At 54.4% G+C, this 25,525-nt stretch carries 18 protein-coding genes; 9 read left to right on the top strand and 9 right to left on the bottom strand.

Going from position 1 to position 25,525, the window contains the following annotated elements; all coding sequences use genetic code 11:
- Positions 1–19: 19 nt before the first annotated feature.
- Positions 20–478 carry a PaaI family thioesterase gene (locus HGO40_RS02250; RefSeq protein ID WP_250961694.1) on the top strand — a complete coding sequence of 153 codons (459 nt, stop codon included), beginning with the start codon at positions 20–22 and terminating at the stop codon, positions 476–478.
- 36 nt (positions 479–514) lie between these two features.
- Positions 515–1,525 carry an NAD(P)H-dependent flavin oxidoreductase gene (locus HGO40_RS02245; protein ID WP_250961693.1) on the top strand — a complete coding sequence of 337 codons (1,011 nt, stop codon included), beginning with the start codon at positions 515–517 and terminating at the stop codon, positions 1,523–1,525.
- Positions 1,526–1,603: 78 nt separating this feature from the next.
- On the opposite strand, the gene HGO40_RS02240 is transcribed toward HGO40_RS02245, so the two are convergent.
- Entirely contained in the window at positions 1,604–2,542 is a 939-nt protein-coding gene (locus HGO40_RS02240; protein WP_250961692.1) for a LysR substrate-binding domain-containing protein, read from the bottom strand.
- A 34-nt stretch (positions 2,543–2,576) separates the two neighbouring features.
- On the bottom strand, positions 2,577–3,248 hold the full coding sequence (locus tag HGO40_RS02235; protein ID WP_250961691.1) for a hypothetical protein: 672 nt from the start codon (positions 3,246–3,248) through the stop codon (positions 2,577–2,579).
- A gap of 240 nt (positions 3,249–3,488) precedes the next feature.
- Between HGO40_RS02235 and HGO40_RS02230 the strand changes: the two genes are divergently transcribed.
- The 6 genes from HGO40_RS02230 (at position 3,489) to HGO40_RS02205 (ending at position 10,116) form a co-directional block, all read left to right on the top strand.
- Complete coding sequence (locus tag HGO40_RS02230) at positions 3,489–4,685, top strand: amidohydrolase family protein (RefSeq protein WP_250961690.1); 1,197 nt, start codon at positions 3,489–3,491, stop codon at positions 4,683–4,685.
- A 125-nt stretch (positions 4,686–4,810) separates the two neighbouring features.
- Positions 4,811–6,061, top strand: coding sequence for an acetyl-CoA hydrolase/transferase family protein (locus HGO40_RS02225; protein WP_502943178.1), 1,251 nt, complete (start codon positions 4,811–4,813; stop codon positions 6,059–6,061).
- A gap of 28 nt (positions 6,062–6,089) precedes the next feature.
- Positions 6,090–7,286: an acetyl-CoA C-acetyltransferase gene (locus tag HGO40_RS02220; RefSeq protein WP_250961688.1), complete on the top strand. Its 1,197-nt coding sequence runs from the start codon at positions 6,090–6,092 to the stop codon at positions 7,284–7,286.
- A gap of 50 nt (positions 7,287–7,336) precedes the next feature.
- The gene (locus HGO40_RS02215; protein WP_250961687.1) at positions 7,337–8,518 is read left to right on the top strand and encodes an acetyl-CoA C-acyltransferase family protein; all 1,182 of its coding nucleotides are present in this window, start codon (positions 7,337–7,339) and stop codon (positions 8,516–8,518) included.
- A gap of 9 nt (positions 8,519–8,527) precedes the next feature.
- A complete protein-coding gene (locus tag HGO40_RS02210) occupies positions 8,528–9,379 on the top strand; it encodes a 3-hydroxybutyryl-CoA dehydrogenase (protein WP_250961686.1) in 852 nt (283 codons plus the stop codon).
- A 107-nt stretch (positions 9,380–9,486) separates the two neighbouring features.
- Positions 9,487–10,116, top strand: coding sequence for a TetR/AcrR family transcriptional regulator (locus tag HGO40_RS02205; RefSeq protein ID WP_250961685.1), 630 nt, complete (start codon positions 9,487–9,489; stop codon positions 10,114–10,116).
- A 243-nt stretch (positions 10,117–10,359) separates the two neighbouring features.
- On the opposite strand, the gene HGO40_RS02200 is transcribed toward HGO40_RS02205, so the two are convergent.
- Together HGO40_RS02200 and HGO40_RS02195 are read right to left on the bottom strand one after the other, a co-directional pair.
- Complete coding sequence (locus HGO40_RS02200) at positions 10,360–11,835, bottom strand: aldehyde dehydrogenase family protein (RefSeq protein ID WP_250961684.1); 1,476 nt, start codon at positions 11,833–11,835, stop codon at positions 10,360–10,362.
- A 23-nt stretch (positions 11,836–11,858) separates the two neighbouring features.
- A complete protein-coding gene (locus HGO40_RS02195; protein ID WP_250961683.1) occupies positions 11,859–14,081 on the bottom strand; it encodes an arylsulfatase in 2,223 nt (740 codons plus the stop codon).
- Positions 14,082–14,453: 372 nt separating this feature from the next.
- Here HGO40_RS02195 and HGO40_RS02190 point away from each other — a divergent pair, with 372 nt between their 5' ends.
- The gene (locus HGO40_RS02190) at positions 14,454–15,368 is read left to right on the top strand and encodes a LysR family transcriptional regulator (protein ID WP_250961682.1); all 915 of its coding nucleotides are present in this window, start codon (positions 14,454–14,456) and stop codon (positions 15,366–15,368) included.
- 145 nt (positions 15,369–15,513) lie between these two features.
- On the opposite strand, the gene HGO40_RS02185 is transcribed toward HGO40_RS02190, so the two are convergent.
- From HGO40_RS02185 to HGO40_RS02165, 5 genes are all read right to left on the bottom strand, one after another.
- Positions 15,514–18,021: an efflux RND transporter permease subunit gene (locus tag HGO40_RS02185; RefSeq protein WP_250961681.1), complete on the bottom strand. Its 2,508-nt coding sequence runs from the start codon at positions 18,019–18,021 to the stop codon at positions 15,514–15,516.
- A 2-nt stretch (positions 18,022–18,023) separates the two neighbouring features.
- A complete protein-coding gene (locus tag HGO40_RS02180; RefSeq protein WP_250961680.1) occupies positions 18,024–19,124 on the bottom strand; it encodes a WD40/YVTN/BNR-like repeat-containing protein in 1,101 nt (366 codons plus the stop codon).
- Positions 19,125–19,343: 219 nt separating this feature from the next.
- Positions 19,344–21,026, bottom strand: a complete 1,683-nt coding sequence (locus tag HGO40_RS02175) for a DUF1302 domain-containing protein (protein WP_250961679.1) — start codon at positions 21,024–21,026, stop codon at positions 19,344–19,346.
- A 467-nt stretch (positions 21,027–21,493) separates the two neighbouring features.
- Positions 21,494–23,830: a tetratricopeptide repeat protein gene (locus tag HGO40_RS02170; protein WP_250961678.1), complete on the bottom strand. Its 2,337-nt coding sequence runs from the start codon at positions 23,828–23,830 to the stop codon at positions 21,494–21,496.
- Between the two features lie 221 nt (positions 23,831–24,051).
- Positions 24,052–25,413, bottom strand: a complete 1,362-nt coding sequence (locus tag HGO40_RS02165) for a DUF1329 domain-containing protein (protein ID WP_250961677.1) — start codon at positions 25,411–25,413, stop codon at positions 24,052–24,054.
- Positions 25,414–25,525 lie beyond the last annotated feature (112 nt).

Raw genomic sequence — 25,525 nt, 5'->3', positions numbered from 1 at the left:
TAATTCCCGGAGCAAAGCGATGTCGCATTACGAATTTGGTCTGACCGTCGACGAGTTGCAGGCAGTCATCGACCGAAACCCGTTCAATGTCTGGCTAGGCTTACAGGTAACAAAAGTCGGTTCAGACACCATTGAGTTGCGAGTTCCCGGACGCGCGGAATTCGTCGGGACTGCAGCTTTGCAACGTGTGCATGGAGGAGTTATCAGCAGCCTGGTGGACGTCGCGTGCGGCTATACGGTGATGGCCGCCACCGGCTGTGGAACGTCGACCGTGGACTTGCACACTGACTTCCATAGAGGAGCGAATCTGGGCGAGCTGCGCATCATTGGCGAGCTCATCCACCGTGGTAATCGCTTGAGCTGTGCGCACGCACGGATCAGCGACGGCTCAGGGGCCTTGGTTGCGTCCGGTCGTGGAAATTTTTACAACAGCCGTGACGTGCTACCTGAAGTGGCCGCTCGCCTGCAAGAATCATAATCAGGCCCTATTTCTGTTCAACTTGGGTACTACTTCATGCGCAACGCTTTGTTCAAAACACGTATCACGGAAATGCTGGGTATCCGGCATCCGATTCTTTGCGGGGGAATGGGGCCGAGGGTTTCTGATGCCCGCTATGTCGCAGCGGTCGTCAAAGCTGGCGGGATGGGTTTCATCGTTGCTGCGGGGTTTCCCGATCCGGAGGAATTCCGCGACCAATTACGGATCTGCAAGGCCCTGACAGGTGGCATGCCGTTTGGCGTCAACTTGTACATTTCACGCCAGGCAGGTGGTATTGAACGACTGAATCAGCAACTGGCAATTCTTGTCGAAGAGCAAGTGCACTGCGTGGAAACCGCTGGTGCCAGCCCAGAGCTGATCGTCCCGCGGTTGCAGGAAGCGGGGATCAAAGTATTGCACAAGGTGCCGGCAGTGAAATACGCCCACACGGCTGCCAGGTTTGGCGTCGATGCCGTGATCATCGTAGGAAATGATTGCGGCGGCCATCCTGGCATCTTCGGCATCAGCAGTATGGTTCAAGCCGCACACGGCCCCGCGGTACTCGACCTGCCAGTAATCATCGGCGGCGGTATTGGCACAGGCAAGCAACTGGCGGCGACTCTAGCCATGGGAGCGGATGCCGTGATCATGGGCTCACGCATGCTGGTTGCTGAAGAGCTGAACATTCATGAGAACTACAAAGAATTAGTGGTGCGCGGTGATGGCAGCGAAAGCGTGGTGGTCAAGAAAGCCATACGCGACCACCACCGCGTGTTGCATAACGCCAGTGCACGCGCAGTCCTGGAATTGGACGAGGCCAGAATTGTCGATTTCGAACAGTACCGGCCGCATGTGAATGGCGCTCTGGCCACCCAGGCCTACGCCAGTGGCGACAGCAGCACTGGCATGCTGGACTACGGACCGGCTGTGGTCTTCGCGGATGCGATCAAACCGGTCGAACTCATTTTCGACGAGTTGCTCGACGACGCTGCACGGGCCCTGCATCGCCTGAACAGTCTGTCGTGCGCAGGTGGAAATCAAGAGTGACAGGTGACGTGCTGATCCAACACCGCGACAACGGTGTCCTGGTCTTGACGCTGAATCGTCGGCGATACAATCAGTCATTCACTCTGAGTGATCCACTGGCCCCTCGCCCTGGGCGGCACGTTCACGAACTGCGATACGTTCGAGCAAACCAATCATGGCTTGTAACGCAGGGGTCAATGCTCGCGGTACCCAAGCGATCGCCGCTTCGCCATGTAGCGAATCAGGTAAATCACGTATCGTGACGAATCGCACCCCCTCGATGGGCAAGTGCCGCGCCGTGTCCTGAACGAAGCCGACCCCCAGCTCATTCGCAACCAGATTAAACATGCTGTAAGGCTGTGCTACCTGCTGAATGCGCTTGGGCGAAAAACCGGCCTTACGGCAAGCAGACTCAAGTGCGGCATGAAAGTGCGGCGTTAGATGCTGTGGTGACAGGACAAACGAATACCCGGCGAGATCAGCAAGCCGCAGGGTTCCGTTTTCTTTGCCAAGGTTCCATTTCGCCGGAACCGCCGCAATGACCCTGGAATACTCGATGACCCGAACATCGAGACCATCGGTGTTGACCATGTTGCGGTTCAGAATACCGATATCCAGGCTGCCATTGCGCAATCCTTCAACTTGCTGGGTGCTGAGCTGCTCATCAAACTGGACTTCAATACTGGGCCAGCGTTCATTGAACAACTTGACCGCCGCCGGCAGGATGCGCATCACACTCATGGGAGCAAAAGCGATACGCAGTCGGCTCAGCTCTCCGCGGGCCTGGCGGAGCACTGCCTGCTCGGCGAAATCGATCTGCGCAATGATGGTATAGGCCTCGCGCAGCAATACTTTACCCGCCGGTGTCAGACTGACTTGCCGGCTGGTACGGTCCAGCAAGCGCGCATCAAGCGATTCCTCCAGCCGCTGAATGGATTGGCTAAGCGGCGGCTGCGCCATCCCGAGGCGGGTAGCCGCTCTACCGAAGTGCAACTCCTCGGCCACCACGATGAAATGCCTGAGCTGCCGAAGTTCCATCATCGCCACCCACTGAAATCGATTTTAGAAACACTCAGATGAAACGCCACCGCGGGTCCGAAAAATGCTCGACCAGGCCAGCATGGACTTCAGGGTGCAGACCGGCAACACCCGGCTGAATCAGGTTGTAGGCAAATTGCGTATCACCGTACCAAATCCCTTGATCACCGAGGTCTGCTTTCCAGCTGGCTGCAATGCTGCCATTCGGGAAATGACTTTTCAGTTGGCGAATCAGAAAAAGCTCAGCGAGCTTGACCGTCTCGGGCTGTAGATCAGCTTCCATTCTGAAATCCACTTCCAATTGGCGACGCTTGCCGTTCGGTGTGTTAGCAGCACTAATGCGTGCTTTGACAGTGGCGTTTTGTGAGCGCATTACGTCGCTCTGCCAGGCCGCTTCATGCCGAGCGACTTCGCCACTCTCGAGCTTGAGCGAACCCGCCTCCGCCAGCAAGGGATCGAAATGCAGCTCCAGTGCAACAGAATCTCCAGCATCAAGACTCGGTACCGGTTCACACAAGAAAAGAAAGTCGTCGACAAACTCTGCGGTCCCTTCGATGAAAAGAGTCACCATTACCTTCGCAAGGGCAGGAAAAGCGGGCAGCTGTTGTGCCATGTGAACCTCATGGTTGATACGATCAGGGATGCGGAATGAAACGCGCACCGAGAAATATTGAACGACATACATAAATACAAACACAAAAACCATATCCAGTGCTACTGGGCAACGCAAGGGTAGGCCTGGGTGCGTCCCAACGAATGTCGTATGAGCAGCGCCTCAGGTAATGATCGCAGGGAATGAGGCCCTGAATCGCCAATCCATATCAAAATGATATTAATTTAACGAAATACGATATTGCATTTGCACATCCCAAGCCTATGAATAAGAATGACCCTACGCACAAAAAGTGTGAACATCATTCATAAAAATGGTAACCGGAGTTTAGTGATGAGCACGTACAACGGCGCAATTTTCGATGGCGATACCCATATCTACGAGCAACCGGACTCCTGGAGCCGCTACCTGCCCAAGGAACTGGAAAAAGATTGGAGCTTTCAATGGCGCGTCGGTGCCGACGGTGAATATGCCCTTTACGTAGGCCAGAAGAAGGTTGAAGTCAGCGCCGGGTACTTCACTGCAGACGGCAAGGTTCCTCCGCCTGGCAAGTTGCACGAATGGTTGCGTGCCATGAAGGACGGCCATGGTGAAGTAGAAATGCGCGTCGACATGACCCCAGACATGTACAACGCCCAGGACCGGCTCAAAAAGATGGATGAGTTTGGCGTGGAAGGCTGCTTCATGTACTGCGGCAACATGGTTGCAGCCGTCAGCTACCTCGACGAACCCAAGGCGGCTGCCGGGGTGTTGCATGCCTATAACCGCTGGATGCTCGATGAGTGGAAATTCAACCACTCTGACCGTATCTACTCAGCCCCGTTGATCTCCCTGGCTGACATCGACTCGGCAATCAAGGAGGCGGAATTTGTTGTCAAGAACGGTGCTCGGCTGGTGTTGATGCCGATGGGCCCGAACGAAATCGGCCGCTCCCCTGCCGACCCGTACTATGACCGCTTCTGGTCGATCCTCAACGAAGCCCATGTACGCGTCGTTTATCACGTTTCCGAGGCCATCTATCTCAAGCATCACATGGCCGTGTGGGGCGAGTTGATGCAGCAATCGCGGATGCGCCAGTCGGCGTTTGTCTGGATGCATGGTTACAGCGAACGCCCGGTGATCGAGACCATCTCGAACTTCATTTTCTGGAATTTCTTCGAGCGCTTCCCGAACATCAAATTGCTCTCGGCCGAAAACGGCGCCGAGTGGGTTCCGAACATGCTGGTGAAGATGGACAAGGTTCGCGGCATGGCCAAGATGGGGCTATGGCCTGCTGGCCAATTGAAAGAGCGTCCAAGCACAATCTTCAAACGCCACGTCGGGGTGGTCGCCTACCCGGAAGACAACATCCGCAGCTTGATCGATCAAACCGGCAGCGTCGATTGGATCATCACCGGTTCGGACTACCCTCATGCCGAAGGCGTGCCGACCCCGGCTGATTTCATCGGTGAGGCACTGACCACTTGCAGCCTCGAAGAACAACGCAAAATCATGTATGAAAACGGTAAAAACTTCATCGCCAGGAGCTGATGCAGCGTAAGTCCGAACGAAGCCCTCGCGATGCGGGGGCTTTTTTATGGCGGCCAAAAAAGCGCTTGCGACTTGTCCTGAGCATCATGTTATTCTGAACGAAGTTCATAATAACGAATTACATCATGACTCAGAACATACCCCTTGAGCGCCTGGACCTTTGCCAATGGATCCGCCCCGGCGATACCGTTCTTTGGGGTCAGGCAAATGCCGAACCTCTGCCGTTGACTCAAATGCTGATGGAGCAGCGGGCGCAGATGGGACGGTTCCGGGTCATGCTCGGCATCACTCATAGCGACACCTGTCGGCCTGAGCACGCTGACCAGGTCGACTTCATTTCGTACTGCGGTGGCGGAGCCAACCGTGCGCTGGCCAAAGCCGGCGTCCTGGATATCCTGCCCTGCCATTATTCGCAATTCCCCGAAATGATCCGCGACGGCACGTTGAAAATCGATGTGCTGTTGCTGCAACTCGCACCTCCCGATGAGCAAGGCCGTTACAGTTTGAGTCTTGCCCATGAATATCTGCTGCCGGCGCTTGAACATGCCCGCCTGATCATCGCAGAAGTCAATCATCAGGCGCCCTGGACCTTCGGCGAGCGCTACCTTTACGAAGAAGACCTCGATTGCATTGTGGAGACTTCCCGCTCTCCACTTGAAAGTCCTGCGTCGAGGCCCGGTCCGATCGAACAGGCGATTGCCAGTCAGGTTGCCGGTTTGATCGAAGACGGTTCTACCTTGCAGTTCGGTCTGGGGGTCATTCCCGAAGCGATCCTGAGCGCCCTTGGCGGCCATCGCAATCTGGGCGTGCACTCCGGTGCAATCGGTGATGGAGTGGTCGACCTGATGGAAAAAGGTGTTATCAACAACATCCATAAAACCATCGACCGGGGCGCCACGATCGCTGGCGTGCTGATGGGCAGTAACCGTCTAAATCATTTCGCCCACTGCAATGCAGCTATCCAGATGCGTTCGACGGCCTACACACATGACTTGCAGGTACTGGGCAGCCTGGAACGTTTCGTGGCGCTGAACTCGGCCATCGAAGTCGACCTGAGCGGCCAGATCAACGCGGAAACTGCCGGTGGTACCTACATTGGAGCTGTGGGTGGTGCCCTTGATTTCCTCCGTGGAGCGCGGCGGTCCCGTGGCGGCCTGCCCATCATTGCCTTGCCTTCCGTTTCCGGCATCCACAGCCGCATCGTCTCACGCATCAACGGCCCTGTCAGTACCCCGCGCAGCGACGCGGGCCTGATCGTCACCGAATACGGCGTAGCTGATTTGCGAGGCCTGAGCCTCAGACAGCGTCGTTTAAAGATGCTGGACATTGCTCACCCTGACTTTCGTGAACAACTGGAACAATCTGCCAGCCTTTGAAGGCTGACCACATCTGGAGAACTATGTAATGAGACGTGCCGCGATCGTTGCGCCCTTACGAACCCCTGTCGGAACCTTTGGCGGCAGTTTACGGCCGGTCTCCGTTGAAGCGCTGGGCGCTCATGTAGTCAAGGCGATACTGGAACGTACAGGACTGGATCCGGCCCGGATCGAAGACATCGTTTTTGCTCAATCCTACGCCAGCAGTGAAACGCCCTGCGTAGGACGCTGGATTGGATTGCAGGCGGGGTTGCCCATAGAAGTGCCCGGTATGCAGCTCGATCGCCGTTGCGGGGGAGGACTGCAAGCCGTCATCACAGCGGCCATGATGGTACAGACCGGGGCCGCAGATCTAGTGCTGGCTGGCGGTGTCGAGAGCATGAGTAACATTGAATATTATTCGACCGACATGCGCTGGGGTTCACGCACTGGCAGCGTGAAGATGCATGACCGACTTGAGCGTGGCCGTGAACGCTCGCAACCGGAAGAACGCTTCGGCCAAATCTCGGGGATGATCGAGACGGCCGAGAACCTCGCCAGGGAATACCACATCAGCCGAGAGGAATCGGACGCGTTTGCCTTGCGAAGTCATCAGCGCGCGGCCCAGGCGTGGTCCGAAGGACGTTTCAATGACGAGGTCGTGCCCATCAGCGTTGCACAGCGCAAGGGCGAGCCGATACTGTTCGACCGGGATGAAGGCTTCCGTGCTGACTCGAGCTTGATTTCACTGGGAAAATTACGCCCCCTGATCAAGGACGGGACAGTTACCGCCGGCAACTCAAGTCAGCAAAACGATGCCGCGGCAGCGTGCTTGATCGTGGCGGAAGACAAGCTTGAAGAGTTGGGTCTTAAACCGATGGGATTTCTGGCGGGCTGGGCGGCTAGCGGTTGCCATCCGGCAATGATGGGCATCGGTCCGGTACCTGCCGTGCAAAAGCTGATGGCCAAGACCGGACTGACCCTGGATCAAATGGATTTGATTGAGCTTAACGAAGCGTTCGCCTGCCAGGCATTGTCGGTGCTCAAGGGATGGGGTTGGCACGATTTGGAACGAGTCAATGTCAATGGCTCGGGCATTTCCCTGGGCCATCCGATCGGTGCCACGGGTGTGCGCATGCTCAGTACCCTGCTCCATGAACTGGAGCGTCGCAAAGGTCGTTATGGACTGGAGACCATGTGCATCGGTGGAGGCCAGGGGCTGGCGGCGATTTTCGAACGTACCTGATCCTGCCTCCCTATCCACATGAGCACAAGCCTGAACAACAAGGATCGAGAATGAGCATCCCTGAAGTATTTATCGTCAGCGCCTCCCGGACCGCCATTGGCACTTTTGGCGGATCACTGAAAGACGTACCGATGGCCGATCTGGCCACCACGGCCGTCAAGTCAGCCTTGCAACGGAGTGGCGTCGATCCGGCGCAGGTCAAACATGTGGTGATGGGCAATGTGATTCCCACCGAACCGCAAGATGCCTACATTTCCAGGGTTGCCGCGATCAATGCCGGCATCCCGAAAGAAACCCCTGCCTTCAACGTCAACCGTCTGTGCGGCTCCGGATTGCAAGCCATCATCTCGGCGGCTCAAACCCTGTTGCTGGGTGACGCCGAAATCGCCATCGGTGCGGGGGTCGAGTCCATGAGCCGTGGTCCGTACATCTTGCCCGCCGTTCGCTGGGGCGCACGAATGGGCAACACCCAGGCTGTCGATTACATGCTCGGCATCCTGCAAGACCCCTTTCATGGCATCCACATGGGCATCACCGCCGAGAACATTGCAGTGCGCAATAGTATCAGTCGCGAAATGCAGGATGCCTTGGCCATGGAAGATCAGGTGCGCGCGTTTCGTGCCATCGAGGAAGGCCGCTTCATCGAGCAAATCGCGGCCGTTGAAGTACACACTCGAAAAGCCATGCAACTGTTCGATGTCGATGAACACCCGCGCCTCACCTCGATGGAACAACTGGCAAAGATGAAGCCGGCCTTCAAGAAGGATGGTACGGTCACCCCAGGTAATGCCTCCGGCCTTAACGATGGCGCCGCCGCGCTGGTGATGGCGACCGGCGCAGCGGTCCAGGCTAATAACCTGCGTCCGCTTGCACGCCTGGTTGCCTACGCGCATGCAGGTATCGAACCTGAACTGATGGGACTTGGCCCCATCCCTGCCACACGCCTTGCCCTGAAGCGTGCCGGTCTGACGGTCTCTGATCTGGATGTTATCGAAGCCAACATCGCATTCGCCGCACAAGCGTGCGCGGTGAATCAGGAACTGAACCTGGATCCGGCAAAGGTCAACCCCAATGGCTCGGGGATTTCCCTTGGCCATCCGGTCGGGGCCACCGGAGCGATCATTGCCACCAAAGCCATTCATGAACTGCAGCGCATTGGCGGGCGCTATGCATTGGTGACCATGTGTATCGGCGGCGGCCAGGGTATCGCGGCTATTTTTGAGCGTGTTTGAGGAGCTATCGTGAGTATTCAACATATTGCTGTTATTGGCGCAGGCACCATGGGTAACGGAATCGCGCAAATCTGTGCGCTGGCGGGCATCCGTGTCGCACTGGTGGATGTTGCCGACGAGGCGCTGGAAAAAGGCGTGGCGACGCTCACGGCAAACCTGGAACGCCAGGTACGCAAAGAGCGCATTTGTGCAACGGACAAACAGGACGCCCTCGCCCGGATATCCGTAACCACCGACTACGCCCTATTGCGCGACGTCGATCTGGTGATTGAGGCCGCTACCGAGAATCTTGAGCTGAAGAAGCGCATTCTCAAACAGATCGACAGCGTCGTCAGCCGCCACTGCATCATTGCCACCAACACTTCTTCGCTGTCTGTTACCGAATTGGCCGCAGTGGTCACCCAGCCTGGGCGTTTCATAGGCCTGCACTTTTTCAATCCGGTTCCGCTGATGGCATTGCTCGAAATCATTCGCGGCCTACAAACCTCAGATGCAACCCATACTGTGGCACTTGCGCTGGCAGAGCAAATTGGCAAGAACCCCGTGGCCGCTCGAAATAGCCCAGGTTTCGTCGTGAATAGAATTCTGTGCCCTATGATCAACGAAGCGATCTTCGTTTTGCAGGAAGGCTTGGCCAGCGCCAAAGATATCGATACAGGCATGCAACTGGGTTGTAACCACCCTATTGGTCCGCTGGCGCTGGCCGACCTGATCGGTTTGGATACAATGCTGGCGATTATGGAAAGTTTCCACCAAGGCTTCAACGACCCTAAATATCGCCCGTCGCCGTTGCTTAAAGAGATGGTTGCGGCGGGTTATCTGGGGCGTAAAAGCGGTCGAGGTTTCTACACTTACGATTGATACATGGCCTGAACGTTACGTTCTGCATTTGCGTTGAATGCGACCCTGCAATTCCCCCATCTCTCAGTGAGTAGGAATATCCTGGTGCTCATGCCCGAAGAGTATTCATGAAAGCGCCACGGCGCCTGGCTGATCGAAAACGCACTGCGATTATTCAGGCAGCCATTTCCGAATTCCGGAACAACGGTTTCGATGCCACCAGCATGGACAGAATCGCCACCCATGCTGTTGTTTCCAAACGCACGGTGTACAACCACTTCTACAGTAAAGAAAAATTATTCGAGGAAGTGCTTCATCAGTTATGGATCAGCAGTGCTCAAGAACTGGCGTTCGCGTATCGCGGCAACCGACCCTTACGCGAGCAGTTGCAGGAAATTCTGCTGAGGGAGATGCATATCCTCAACGACTCCAACTTCTTGGACTTGACGCGGGTTGTCACCGCAACGGCCATTCACTCCCTTGAACGCGCGCAGCACATGGTGGGCCGTTTAGGCAAGCGAGAGGAAAATTTCGCTATCTGGATTCGTGCCGCTCAGGCAGATCATAAACTCAAGGCAGGCGATCCCGACTTTATCGCCCATCAGGTACACGCCCTGCTTAAGGAATTTGCATTCTGGCCACAGGTCATTTGGCGTCAGCCACTTTTGCCTGCTGCCATGCAGCTGTCAGTGGTGAATGCGGCGCTGGATATGTTCCTGGCTAATTATGAATTGCCCATATCCGCAGACTGCGGCTGAGATGTTGAGCAGCGAATAACTGGACCAAAGAAGGTTTGAGAGACGGCCACTCCTGTGTTCGTCTCCCAAACCAAATCGATTGAATAGGTTCGATAAGGGGTACCAACCGCCATACGACGGGATGGTCAACGGTTTAAAGTTTGACCATTCCTCGCTGCATTAACCCCGTCTCAATATTAACAACCCCATCGTCGCCTCCAGCAAACACGCGATCGCCGACGATGCAGTCGAAAATGACCTAACCTACGACCGAACTTCGCGCCGAGCGACGAAAACGTTCTTCAGTTGCAGGTACTCCTCCATACCCGCCCAGCCACCCACTCGGCCAAAACCGCTCTGCTTGTATCCGCCGAAGGGGGACATGGGCGCCATGGAGGCGAAGCCGTTTACATTGATGTAACCCGCTTCCAACTGTTCAGCAAACGCGTGCGCCCGATCTATGTCCTGGGTGTGGAGATAGGCGCCTAGCCCGTAGCGAGTGCCGTTGGCAATAGCTAGGGCCTCGGCATCGTCGGCGAAGGGGGTTATAGCTAACACCGGGCCGAACACCTCGTTCTGAGCAAGAAAGCTTTCAGGCACAACGTCGGCGAACACAGTCGGCCGGATGAAGAAGCCGGCCTCCAAGTCACCGCCCATCCGCTGCCCTCCTGCCACCAAACGACCCTCCCTTTTCGCGCTCTCGATGTTACCGAGAATACGATCGCAGGCTGCTTGGCAGATCACGGGACCAGACACAGTATCGGGGGCGAAAGGATCGCCCACTTTGATAGAGTCGGCCACAGCTGCGGCCCGGGCCACCACCTCATCATAGCGGGCACGATGCACGAGAAGGCGAGTGGGATTGACACAACCTTGCCCGCTTAGGGCAAGTGCGCCATAGACAGCCTGAATGACCGCCCCATCGAGATCTGCATCCTCAAAAACCAGATTGGCGGACTTGCCGCCTAACTCCAACGCAACGGGCTTCAGATTCGCGGCGGCGCCGAGCATGACACGACGAGCCACCCCTTCACCGCCGGTAAACGCGATTTTACCCACCTGAGGATGAGCAACCAGGGCCTCACCAGCCTCCGCCTCACCGGGTACGACGTTAAATAATCCAGCGGGAAAACCGGCTTGAAGCACCAGTTCGGCAAGGCGCAAAGCGACGAACGGCGCCAAGGCGGGTGGTTTCAACACCACGCCATTACCGGCGGCGATGGCTGGCATGACCATCATGCAAGCCGCTATCAATGGGCCGTTCCAAGGAATGATTACACCGACTACACCGTAGGGTTCGCGACGCGTATAGCTAAACCCCGGAGCTGGAAAGGACTCGCCAACGTAGCTCCCCTCGATCTTGTCGATCCACCCCATATAGTGGTCAATCCAGCTCTGTGCCATCGGCAGCAACGGAATACTCACCGGGATACCGGACTCTCGGGCGCCAAGGAAGGCAAGCTGCTCAGCATGTTCGCCGAGCAGAGCCCCCAATCGCTTGAAGCAGCCGATACGGGCATAGGGTGTCATCGCAACCCATTGCTTTTGTGCAACCCTAGCAGCCTCGACAGCTTTGTCGATTTCAACCGCAGCCCCCAAGTAGAGATCTGCCTGCGGCTTGCCGGTACTGGGATTGATGTGCTGAACGGGTGTACCCGCCGTGTCCAGCAGGAACCGACCACCGACGAAAGGCCTACCGGTAATACCCAACTCTCGATGATGAGAAGACGAAAGCGTCATTGTATTTCTCCTCGCAAGTACGGTTACTGAGTAGCAACGGCCTTGAGGTCGCTGATGTCGATTTTGAAAGTAATATTGTCGATTTTTCCGGAGAATTCTGCGACGTCGCCATAGTCGTTCATGACTGGACTGCCCGTATCACGACCAATGTCGAACGTCTCGTTGATCGAAAACATCATCGGCACCAAACGCGAGATCTCTGCTTGACCGACTTGCTTACCGTCGATAAACAAGGTCCCCACCGCTTGCTGTTTGTTGATATTCTTGAACTCGAAACGCAACTCCGACTTTCCAGAGGACAGACGCGTATCGGAACGCACGGCATAGCGCTCTTCCCCGAAGTAGTTGTAACCGAACACCGGCCGCCCCTCTTTCACGTACAGGGAATAGCCCCCCATATTGCCGCCCATGGCAACGACTACGCCCTCAGGGATGGCTCCAGAACCGTCCAACTGAGCGGTAATGCTGTAGTCACGTCCGAAGACCGGAGGCGCCAATTGCTCGTGAACCCGCGTGCCACCCCCAACGTACTCAAAAGTGCCGTCAACCGAACGTAGCCTTTCCGCCAACTGGAGTGCTCTGAACTTTCCGAAAGGTGGGCGCAATGGATAAACATTGTTGCGCTTGGCCTCAGCATCGAACAACTTCATCATCTCGGCCAGCTTCTGTGGGTTCCGCTCGGCCAGGTTATTCAATTCATTGAAGTCCTTGGTCGTGTCGTATAGCTCCCAAACGTCGCTTTCAAAAGGCGTGTTGGTATAGATTTCCCATGGCCGAGGATTGTGAACGACTACCGCCTTCCAGCCGTCGGCCCACATCCCGCGGTTACCGAACATCTCGAAATACTGCCTCTTCTTGTGCGTGGCAGTATCGGCTTCCTTAAAGGTGTAAGCCATGCTCACGCCATCTAGAGGCTGCTGCTCAACGCCATCCACAATCTTGGGAATCGAAACACCTGCAGCTTCCAGCAAGGTCGGCATCAGATCCGTCATGTGATGGAACTGCTTACGAATCGCCCCCTTTTCCTGAATGGATTTCGGCCAAGAGATGATCAACGGATCCCGCACACCGCCTTCATGGACCGTCTGTTTGTAGTATTTAAAGGGCGTGTTGCCTGCCATGGCCCAACCAGCAGGGTAGGTTGGATAGGTGTCTGGCCCACCCCAAGAATCCAAGAACTTTAGATTGGTTTGCGTGTTCGTCAGCATGCCATTGAACATGCGATATTCGTTGTAAGTGCCTTCTGGCCCACCCTCGGCTGAAGCGCCATTGTCAGAGGTCACGACGACGACGGTGTTGTCCAGTTCACCCAAACGTTCCAACGTGGCGAGGATGCGACCAAACTCGTGGTCGGCATGCTCCAACTGACCAGCGAAAGCCTCCATGGACCGTGTGGCCACACGTTTCTGATCGGCGGAGAGACTGTCCCACGCAGGGAGATCGGCTGGGCGCTCAGGCAGGCGCGTATCTGCTGGCACTACCCCAAGTTTTTTCTGGCGCTCCAGGATCATCTCCCGAGCCTTATCCCAGCCCATATCAAACTTGCCTTTGTACTTCTCTATATAGCTCTTGGGGGCGTGATGGGGCGCATGAGCCGCGCCAGTGGCCCAATACATAAAGAAGGGTTTCCCCGGCGCGGCGGCTTGAAGATTATTGATCCAATCGGAGGCCTTATCGGTGATGTCGGTACTTAGATGGTAATCGGGCTTACCCACAAAAGGCTCGATCGGCGTGTGATCCGACCACATGGCAGGTTTAAAGTTGTTGATATCGGCGGCAAGAAACCCGTAGAAGCGATCGAAGCCCTGCCCGCTTGGCCAGAAGTCAAATGGACCGGCCACCGAGACATCTTCGTTAGGTAAATGATCCCATTTTCCCAAAGCGTAGGTGGCATAGCCTCCCTGCTGGAGAACCTTGGCAACAGTGGCTGCGCTCTTAGGCACCTGCGACCAGTAGCCCGGGAAACCCGATGCCGCCGCCGAGTGCCCGCCGACACTGACCGCGTGGTGATTGCGGCCCGTCATCAGGGCTGCTCTGGACGGCGAGCAGAGGGCCGTCGTATGGAAATTATTGAAACGCAGACCGTTCGCCGCAAGGGCGTCAATATTCGGTGTATCAATTAACCCGCCATATGCGCCCAATTGAGCGAAGCCGACATCATCAAGCATCCAGACCAAGACGTTAGGGGCGCCCTTAGGCGCTGTCACCCGCGTCGGCCAGTCAGGCACCGAGTCTGTGCCGCTCATGCTAATTTTGCCTTTGAATGGCTCGGCAGCCTGTGTCGCAGAGACCGTCCCGAAGAACGTCAACGCTAGGCCAAGTCCAACCACCCATTTTCTTATTCTACGCATGATTTCTCCTCAATTGCTCCACGGCGCCACCCCGTAGCCGGCTGGTCATCAGCCCACTAAAAAACCAGGCGCCCGCTGTTTGTTACAACTCAATGACCCGTTGTCGACCCGCAAACCCTGGCTGCTGCTTACTTCAAACGCCTCCCGTCTCAAGTGGCCAGATAACAGCCTGATCTTGGGTCAACGAAGCTCCCTAACGATTAAGTATTTACTTGCAGAAAAATACCGTCCAATGAATAATTGATCATCATTCTATGAATAAAAATTATGGATCTTCGACAACTACGCTATGCGACAGTCCTCGCACAAACGGGCAATTTTGTTCGATCGGCCGAAGAACTGCATATCACCCAACCGGCACTGAGTCGGAGCATTCAGGCGCTCGAAGATGAATTAGGCGTCAAGCTATTTGAGCGGGGTCGACACGGAGCTCGTCTCACCAGTGAAGGTCAACTGTTAGTTGAGCGAGCAGAGCAAGTTCGCTTGACGCTCGGGGGCCTGCGCCGCGATATAGATTTATCGAAAGCTGGACAGCTCGGCGAGGTCGCATTTGGCATGGGCCCGATGGTGGCCGCCGCTTTCATGGCTGATGTGTTGACAGAACTTATCAATCGTTATCCAGGGATTGAGGTACGCTCCCATGTGAATGACGTCCACCATCTTCGCGACGCCCTGCTTGCGGAAGAAATCGAGTTTTTTCTTCATTCCTCAGGTCAACTTGGGAAAGCTCCGAGGATTACGATATCTCCGCTCGGTGAACTGCCGCTGTCGTTATTTGTAAGAGCAGAACACCCTCTGGCCACTCAGAAAAGTTTAAATATAGAAGACTTATCGGCCTATCCATTCATGGCCGGCAGCATGCCGCAGTTGATGAAATCGATACACCCACTGCTGCAGTCCTTCAAGACGAGTCTCAGTTGCGACGATTTTCTCACGCTGAAAGTGGTCGTTCAACGCACAAACGCTGTATGGCTCACATCCCGAACGGTTGTAGCAAAAGAGTGCCATCAAGGCACAATTATCGAACAGACACAGCCCAACCAAAAGAACCCGCTGACCGCTAACTTGGTCATTGCGTCGCTAGCCGGTCGAAAGCTGTCACCCTCAGCCGACTTGGTGGTGCAGATAATCCATCGGATTTATCAAGACGCGTGGAAAGAGCTTAACCCTTCATCCCCTTGAAAAGAATCATCTGGGGTTCCCGCAAAATAGTCTGGAGGATCACAAAGCACCAAAAGCATCGTTTTGCACCATGCACCGGGTCGTCGAACCCAGGGGCGCATTGGCGGCTACGCCAACCACCGCGCCCCTTTTTGTAACAATATCGCTATCCTATCGAGCCCTCAATCGAACGCTTAGCCGCATTTCGGCTCACTAAGGTAGTGTTGGCCTGGGACGCAGTTAGCCGTCCCGGCTGCTCCAGTTCAGCGCCATTTAGACTAAAGGTATCGCGCAGTAAAAAATACGAAAGGGCCGGGATCAGTACGAGCGATCCAATCATATTCCAGAGAAACATAAAGGTTAAGAGAATCCCCATATCGGCCTGAAATTTTATTGGCGAAAGTATCCACGTAAACACGCCAGCCGCCATCATCAAGCCAACCAAACCCACAACTTTCCCAGTAAATTTCAAGGAGATTTTATGCGCCTCCTGAAGTGACTTGCCACCTCTCTGCTGAGCCAACTGAATGCTCAGCAAATACAAAGCATAGTCCACCCCCACCCCGCCTCCCAAGGCAATGACCGGCAAGGTCGCTACTTTGACACCGATACCCAGCCCCCCCATTAGGGCTTCACACAAAATTGATGTAAGAACCAACGGAACCAGCGCAACGACCGTCGCCCGCCAAGACCGGAACGTGATGAAGCAAAGAAGAGACACGGCACCATATAATATAAAGTGCATGCGCCAAAAAGACTCATGCACAACAATATTAGTCGCGGCCTCAATGCCGGCTGTACCGGCAGCTAAGAGAAATTTGCGCTCGTCTGTGTCGTGCAGCTTAGCAAACTCTTGTACGACCAACGAAACGCGCTGTAATGTTTGCGCTCGATGATCACTGAGGTAAGCAATCACGGGCGTGATAGCGCACTCATTATTGGTAAGTTCGGGCTGATCAACATTGATTTGACCGCGCGCAGCAACGAGCAGGCTAGGTGTACGACTAATAGACATCCATTTAGGATTTCCTTCGTACAAACCCGCTGATGTGCTTTTCACTGCATCAGCCACACTTCGAACCGCCAGCACGCCTGGAACGTCTCGCAATACCTCGCTTAGCCGAAGCACCTCAGTCATGGTTTGAAAGGACTCGCACTGTCCGGGTGGAGTCTTGACAATAACCGTGAACTGATCACTGGTTTGACCAAAGTTGGCGTTCACAAAAGCGATATCTTGGTTGTAGCGAGAATTCGGTCTTAGCTCAGGCGCCCCGGCGTCGAGATCACCCACCTGAATGTCCGTGCGCACTACTAACGCCGTAGCGCCAATGACGAGCGACACTAATATTGCGGTGATCGCCCAACGACGCGTTGTGAATAGCGCAAAAAATCTCCATATACCACTGATCACTCCTCGGCCTCGCTCTTCCTCCAGGTCGTCGCGAAGTGATCGTTGAGCCGCCTGGGGACTGATACCGGTATAAGACAACAAGACTGGAATCAGGACTAACTTAGTAAGGATCAACACTGCCACGCCAAGACTGGTGGTCAGTGCCAAATCTCGAATAACCGGAATATCGATGATCATTAACACAGCAAACCCAGCCACATTGACTATGAGCGCCGTGAAACCGGTGAAGAAAAGCCTACGGAACGTGTAACGAGCGGCAACGTACTTGTGGGTTCCACGCCCAACATCTTGCATAATCCCATTTATTTTTTGAGCGCCATGGGAAAGACCAATAGCAAATATAAGAAAGGGGCCGAGAATTGAATAGGGATCGAGTACAAATCCTAGCAACTGCATCAACCCTAGCATCCATACCACGCCGAGCATAGATACGGAGACCAGCAGCAGCGTACTGCGCCAGCATCGTGTATATACAAAGATAAACAGCGTCGCGATAACCACCGAAATTAAAAAATAGGTCATCACCTCGCTGAGCCCGACTATTAAGTCACCCGCCAACTTGGCGAACCCAACAATATGAATCCCGATACCGTCACTGTCGTATTTACTAATTATTGCATTCAAATGATCATTGAAAGCCCGATAGTCGATTAAAGCTCCCGTATTCGGTAGTGTTTCGAGTATTGGCACCTGCACCAAACTGGATTTAAGGTCATTCGAAACAAGACTACCAACAATGCCTGATCGTCGAACATTATCCTGTAGTATTTGAATTTTTTCTGGGGAGCCATCAAAACCATCCGGCATAACCGGCCCCCCTCTATAGCCCTCTTCAGTTACTTCTGTCCAGCGTACAATCGGCATCCACAATGAACGTACCCAGGAACGGTCTACGCCAGGCGTCAGGTATATTTCATCATTGATCTTACGGAGCACCTCCAAGTACTTGGAATCGAATACAGTGCCACTGCGATTTTCAACCACTATCTTAACGGTGTTACCCTGCCCCGCTAAAGAATCCTTATTCTCGAAATAGTTTTGAATCCACGGGTGTGATTCAGGAATCATCCGCTCAAAACTGGCATTCATCGGAAGCTTTAACGCTTGCCAGGCAAGCAGGCACGAAATGACCGAAATAACGACGAGGATGAGCAATCGGTGATTAAAGACACTACGCTCCAGCCAACTACCTGACTCCGCATCAAATAGTTTTCTATCGGTTATCACCGGTAATTCGGGTTGATGCAAAACATTGCTTCCCATGTCTACCTCTGTTTTTCTGACTCGATACCAGAAGCACGCCGTACCTGCGGCAGGGACTCCCGATGTATGCCTCGAACGCCAACAACGACAATTGAGTCCGCCCCCAACTGAGTCAAACCCGTAGAAAGAGCATTAGTACTGGTTGGGGTGATCGTGAAATCGGCCCGCTCCAGACTCCCGACAACGAGCTCTCCCCTTTGCGTGGCCATGACGGCCCGGCCATCCGCCAAAACAGCACCGGTATAGATGGTCGCCTTAGTTGGCAATGCGAGCGCCTTCCACGTACCCCCTCCATCCATACTCATATATGCATTCCCACGCAGGCCGAACGCCAAAACAGAGTTTGATTCTCCGATCACACCAAAGAAACTACCCACATAACCGGTCTGGTGCTCCACGAACCTATCACCGTCGTCGGATAATTTCCAAACGCGGCCTTTTTCTCCAACGATAAATACATTGCTGCCTATTCCAGCAATCGCATTGAGGTGGAGCAGCTCGGGATTTTCAATCCTGTCCATCCACGGCGACCAACTGCGCCCTCCGTCCTGAGTCTTTAAAATCGAGCCGAAGGCACCGACAATGAATCCTTCGCGCTCGTTACGAAACCAAACATCCAAAAATGGCATCTCGGCGCCGTTCTGATAATTCAGATCTACATCACGTAGGTAGGGTTCCATGTCAGCCTCACCGGCATCAAGCCTCTTGCGGTAGTAGTCACGTATGACACTCTCCGCCTGTCGGCCGTCGAGTTGCTTGCTCCATGTTCGTCCTCTATTTTCAGAGTGAAGCACTACACCGCTGTGGCCAACGGCCCAGCCTTGATCGGGAGTGGGGAAATCTACCGCCACAAGGTCGACACTCACCGGGGTTTCCACTTGGTGCCAAGTTGCGCTTTTATCCGTAGAAACCAATACGCGTCCAAGCTCTCCGACGGCGACTAATCTGTCTCCAGCTTGGGCGATATCCAGCACAAGGCCAGTCGTCGCTCTGGCAGTGATTGCAGCTGGTAGATCCAACGGATCTTTGAATGGGTCGGCAAAGCAGTGGATCGGCAGCAAGAGTGTTGCCAACACAACTGCGGGCCCTGTTAGACGCCACATGTTTCCTCCAGTATTTATCGAATCGCCCGCGTGCCAGCAGGTAAAACTTTGCAAACACAAAGTTGCAACCCTGCGACCGCGGGCGCCGCGATACCATCGCTTCCGCCTAAAACGATCGGAATACAATTCAAAGACATTGGTTTTTGAATGTCTTAGCGCGATAAAGAAATGACTAGAGACGTAACGGCACCGCCAGTCAACTTTTCACAGATTCGACATTCAGAAGGACGTCTGTAATGAGAGTGAGACCCAGCCACGGTCATTGGTCCCGTAGCCGCCATTCCCATTAACCGCAACACCGTTGATTGAATTGTAGTCGGCGTAGGAATCAGCATAGGTAAGCTGTGCCTTGTACTTCTGGTAGAAGTCTGCAGCTATACCAACAGAGTATGCATACGCCCCCTCGTTACCACTGAGACTCGTTGCGCCGTTACCACTAAGACCATACCGAGCCGTGATGGGAAGTGACAGGTCGACACCAGGAAATACTTGTAACCACTGAGGGGTGAACTGGGTTGACACCCCCCAGAAATTTTCGGTCGCACAACCGTCTTCAACGCCGCCCTTACCCGTGCGCGTGGCATTGGTACAACCGGCGTAGCCTTTCCCACGGAACAACTCCTCATGCTCAGTAACATCCAGCAGATGTGAATAGGACAGTTCCGCAATTACGGTACCTGTATCCCACAGCCGGGTATTTGGCAAAGATTTAACAGCGTTCAGGATAACGTGAAGGGTATCGCCGCGCGGCCCCTCATTGTCGATCAGACTAACGCCAGATGCGACCAGAGGTGCATTTTTGCGCATGGAAATATCCGCACCTACGCTAGCGCCCAGCACGGTCATGTTGACCCCCAACCCAAAGAGCTTTATGTCTTCTGGGTAAACCAAACGGTAGGCACTGGGACGGCCACCCGATGTTAAAATCTGAGGCGCCAGCCACGGCGTGGGGTCGTCAAACTTCCGGTAGTAGGCGGATACAGCACCACCTTTCATGTAGTCCGGGGTCCACGTAGCGCTGAGCCCAAAACTACCGTGATGATCCTTGGGCTCAAGTGCGTCTGCGTGTGGAACAGAGAAGCCAGGGCCGAGCGGGAAGCGCTCCGGCCCTGAAAAAAGGAAGTCCGAACCGGAAAAATAAGTCCCCCCCTCAGGAAAACGGGATGGTTTCCAGTCGAGCATGTACTGACCAGCGATCGAGAACGTTGGTAGCAATTGAGAGGTGAAAGATAGTTGGTTTACGGGAAGAAAAGCTTCTTTTGCTGTGGTGCCCGGCACCGCAGCAGCCTTGCGCGCGTCCTGAGGCGCTTGCCCGTAGTTGATACCCTGCGCGAAGGAATCAAACGTTGCGGAGCCCCAATATATGGTGTGTTGCCCGGCCTTGAGGTAGATGGGCGTGTCACCTGCCGAGAGGTTGGCAAATACAAAGGCATCAAGTATTTCGCCTGAAGGGCCACGATAATATCGTTTGACGTTTCCGGAATAGCTGTCCTTGGTATAGCTGCTCTGCCACCCGCGAGCTGCCAATGAAGGGTTTTGCTCTACGGACGGATCTTTGTAGCCATCGTCATACCAGCCTGCGCCGCTGACTCGAAAACCATACTGATCGCGGTAGATCACATCCATTTCGGACAGAAGATCGAGACGATTCATCACTAGCTCGCCTCTGTCGAACTTGTAGTCACCCTCGTCGTTATTAGGAGCGCTGGCGATGTGTTTATCGCGCCCTTCTACTCTCATACCGGAGGTGTATTTGGCCGTCGTATCAAGCCGGATGCTAAAGTCGGGATTCCCGACATCAAGATCAAAAGCAAGCACCGGTACAGAAACTGTACTCAAAGCCACCGCTGTAACGAATAAAAGCTCGTGCGCTTGCCCATTAATATTTTTTTTGTTTGACATCCCGACCTCCGATTACTGCTGTTGTTGTTGTTGTTATATTCAGCTCGCCCATCTGCCAGTCAGCTCACCACAGCAGATACCTCGCCACGCGATCCATGATGCTCAGTCTCAACCAAAAAAGTTCATAAATACGAATGATGTTCAGATTATCCCATGTGTTTTTGGGCGTCAACAACGTTCGTCCTGCCATTGCGGTACGCTTGCTCAAGCGTCGCGAGAACTGGATCGGACTTGGATAAGCACCTGAGTTCCACACGAACGCCAATTGACAACAACCACGCAGATGCGTCGCTTTTCTCAACCCTGAAAAGCGATAGTTGAAAGGATATGGGAGCACGGACCAGCCGGTCGCGCGACTTTTCTAGAGGGGCGCTGATCTGCCTGCAAAGCAGATGCACAGGCGTTGACAATACCTGTGTCTCAGCCGCAATTCCGAGCCAGCCCTTATTTGAAATCCGATCAACCCATCACTCCTGGCGAAACGCCGGATCCCCTGGATTTATCTGTTTAAGCTCGGACTGAAGAACCTGGGCCTTCTCCAGTTGACCCGCTTTACGGTAATAAGCGATCAGGGCCATGCGCGCCTCTCTATCACTCGGTTGACGCTTGAGCAGACGCTCAAGGTTCTCAATGGCGCCTTCCAAATTTCCGCTGTCGTGCAGAGCAATGGCGTAGACGTAGCTAAAGGTGGCATCGTCAGGCGCGAGCCGGGCGGCGTCACCAAGCGCATTGATGCCGGCTTCGCGTTTTTTCTGGCGAAACAGCGCTAAGCCTTTTGCGTGGTATAGCATGGCAGCCTGGGGATGGGCGCTAATGGCATCATCGAGCAACTGATGCGCCTCCAGTTCATGGGAACTCCCCTCCAGCCACTGCGCAAGGCTCACGATGGCAGGGAGGAAATCAGGGTTGCGCCGCAAGGCGTCACGCAACGCGGGCTCGACCAGGGCGGTGCGTCCCTGAGTTTGGTAAAGCATTGCCAGATTCAGGTTGGCTTCCGCACGATCGGCCAGGTCCTGCTGCGTCGATTCGTACTCGCCGATGGCACGATCCCAGCGTGTCTGATATTGACCAAGCGGTACACTCGTCAGACTTGAAAGGGAATTGGCGGCAGCGAAACGCACTGCGCGCACAGGGTCGTCAAGCACCGGGCCAAGCAGGGCAACCTGCTGTTGCGGCGGCAACAAAGCGCTGACAGCTTCCACTGCCGCACGACGAACGAGAGGATCGCCGTGGTGCAAGTCGCGCACTGCCAGACTCTGCGCTCGCTCGCTAGGGTAAACGGACAGTTCGGCCAATAAAGTGGCTCGGCGGATGGCGGGCAAGTCTTGAGCGTCTAGCTGCGCAAGCAGCGCTTGAGAAGCACCGGGCAGGCCGTTACGGATCAACCGCAGGCTTTCGTCGTAACGCGGTTTGCTCCCTTTGTCTTCGGAACCGTACCAGATTTGAAATTGCTGGAGGATCTTGTCAGTTGCATCTTTCTTATGACAGCCAAGACACGCATCCGGCGTACCCATCTTCAGCGCGCGGGCTGGATTCGGGAGCGTGAAACTATGATCGTGACGAAAGTCGTTACCCATATAGAGCTTACCGGGCATATGGCAATCGATGCATTGTGATCCAGGTTTTCCGAGCGGGTGCTGGTGATGCTCAGGGGAGTCAGAATTTTTGCCTTTCAACCCCTTGTCATCAATACCTGGCACGGAGCTCTCCCCTGCCGGGTTGTGGCATTGAAGGCACACGCCGTTGCCAGATGCCTTTAATTCGCCGCTATGTGGGTTATGGCAATTGCTGCAACGAACGCCCTTGGAAAACATTTTGCTCTGGGTAAAAGACCCCCACTCGAAAACTTCGTCTTTGATTTTACCGTCCAGCTCATAAAGCGCTTGAGTCAGTGGACTGGGCAGATAGTCATCCATCAACCGCTTGTGAGCCTGAAAGCCGTCCCCAAGTGGCGCACGCCTGGCATGGCAACGTCCGCAGGTTTCCACCTGAGTGACATTGTCGGATTGGGTAAGAGACAAATCGAAACCGCGTTTGGAATCGGTATGCTGATTGCTAGCCCATTTTAGGTGGTCAGAGGCGGGTCCATGGCAGGATTGACAGCCGACGCCTAGAGCTTGCCAATGGCTTGAGTAACTCTCCGTCAACGCGTTGAAATTACGTTTGAAACCGGTGGTGTGGCACTCGATGCAAACAAAATTGGCATTCTGCTGCGGTTTACTCCAGTGCAGTTCATCCTTGAAGTCAATGTTCTGCCCCGGATAGAGGTGGAACCAACGCCCTCGCTCGACGTCCCAAGCGACGGAAAGGGCCTGAAGTCGACCGCCGGGCAATTCCAGTAAGTATTGTTGCAGCGGAGTGACTCCGAATGTATAGGCCACACGGAAGTCTGCAGGCTTGCCATCCGGACCCGGGGTGTTGACCCAAAACGCGCTGTCCTTGCGGTAGAAGCGAGTAGTCTCGCCACCCTCCTTGAGGGTCCGATTGCCAAAATCGCCGAGTACTGTGTCATCACGCGCTTCCTGCATCGCCAATTGATGATGTGAGCCGCGCCAATCTTTGAACTGCTGGGTGTGACACCCTTGACACTGGCCTTCATCGACCAAAACGGAGGTGCTTTCTACCGGGTGTGTGACTTTTGGCGGTGATACCACTTCGGGCAGCGGTAGCGTGGGCTCGCTCCGCTGCAGGACGAACCAAATCACCAAAGTAACCAGTAGCAATAAGCCGGTGAGCAAAGGATAGAGAAAGCCGAAGGATCTTGCCGCGCCAGGTTTTTTTTGGGTTTTGGTCTTCTGACGCATTTCTCGGAAAAGCCTCACAGTTATAGCGCTTAGGAAGCAGCATTTATGGACAATCTACGTGGCCTGCATCCAACCTTAGCAACACTTCCAAGAGCCCTGCCTGTTGCTTCTCGCAGGTTCTTTTGTCACTGACAAGACGCCTTTATATCGCTGATAAGCCTCGAACCGGGAATGCTTGAACTAGCCCGGTCGCCAACTTTTCTGAAGGCGACCGGTTACCGCTAGCGAATGCCTGAGCCCTGCATTGCCGACGGTGTCGTAGCTGTCGGCCCGCGAGGCTTGATAGGACGAAGGAAACCAGTATCGCCCCAGAGCGGAGTAATCAGATATTGTCCCTTACTCAGGTCGTAAACCCAGAAAGGATTAAACATGAACGAGTTATCGCCATCGTACACCTGGAATAGACCGCTGTAGCCGGCACGGTAAACCTCTCCTGCCTGATCATATCCGACAGCGGAGACCATTCTCCAGCTATCTTCATCAAAAGAGAAGATGCGTTTGGAGTAAGCATGTCGCTGCCCGGGCTTGAGCACTGCTTCAACCTGCCAGACCCTGTGTAGCTCCCAGCGCACTCGTTCAGGGTTCAAGTGTTTTTTACCGAGAATATCATCGGGCTTACTAAGAGGAATATCGTTCGCATTGTAAGGAATATACAACTCTTTCTTGCCAACCAGCTTCCAATCGAATTTATCTGGGCGCCCGGAAAACAAAAATATCTCATCCCAGAATATGCCACCACCATACGTCGCTGCAGGCGTGTCATATGTAAATTCAGGCGCAAGCCTCACACGACGCTGACCTGGACTGTAACTCCAGTTATTTTGTGCTTGCTCCGCATAATTCATTGGATAATGCGAGAGCGCCGCCTCTCCGGCCCGACGCGCGGGACCAATAGCCTTATTCAGCATCATGCGGTAGTTGGGGCCATCAAGAGCAGTCTTGTCAGCGTTATAATACGGCGTGTAAAAATATCCGAGATTCATACCCACGGTGGTAACACCACCCGAAGAGTCAACCATGTAGCCCGCGGTTTGATCCTCATAGGTCGGTTGCCAAGCCAAGAGGTGATTCCAAAGAATCTCAAGACCCTTTTTAGGTATCGGGAAAGGAATACCGCCATAGGCATTCTCAACACCGTCGCCCTGATCGTTTATCAACTTTGCCTGAGTGGCATTTCGCAGTGTGTTATCAAGAACCCATGCTGGATAAGGTGCCGTACGGTGAGTGGGGTATACATTTAACTTATAGGTTTCAGGAAACCGCTTCAGTAATGCTTTCGCCCCCTCGTCAAGCTTCTCCGCATACTGCGCCATATTTTGTGCGGTGATGGTAAAGAGCGGTTTCTCCGCCTCGAATGGGCTTGGATATCGAGCACTGCCTGGTTTGTAGCTAGACGGAGGAGTGATTTTAGCTGTGGCGGGATTGTAGGGCGGAATGGATCCATCCGCGTTTGCGCTGGGATTTGCTCCGAAGCGAGTTAGCGTTGTACCTAGCTGGTTAGCCTCCTCCGTTGATACGGCGGCGACAGCGGACCCACTGGTAATGGCAAGGGCTACACCCAATACCGCGAAAGTATATTTCATCTTATTATTCTCCAACTGCTTCAGGGCTCTCCCGGGCCTGCAAATTGTTTGCAGGCCCAAAAAAAATCGTCGTTCACAATCGCGTACTACGTTTCTATATTTGAACACCGTT

The sequence above is a fragment of the Pseudomonas sp. CG7 genome (assembly GCF_023701885.1).
Lineage (GTDB): Bacteria > Pseudomonadota > Gammaproteobacteria > Pseudomonadales > Pseudomonadaceae > Aquipseudomonas > Aquipseudomonas zanjanensis.
The sequence above is the reverse complement of the archived record's forward strand: the minus strand, read 5'-3'. Positions and strand labels throughout refer to the sequence as shown.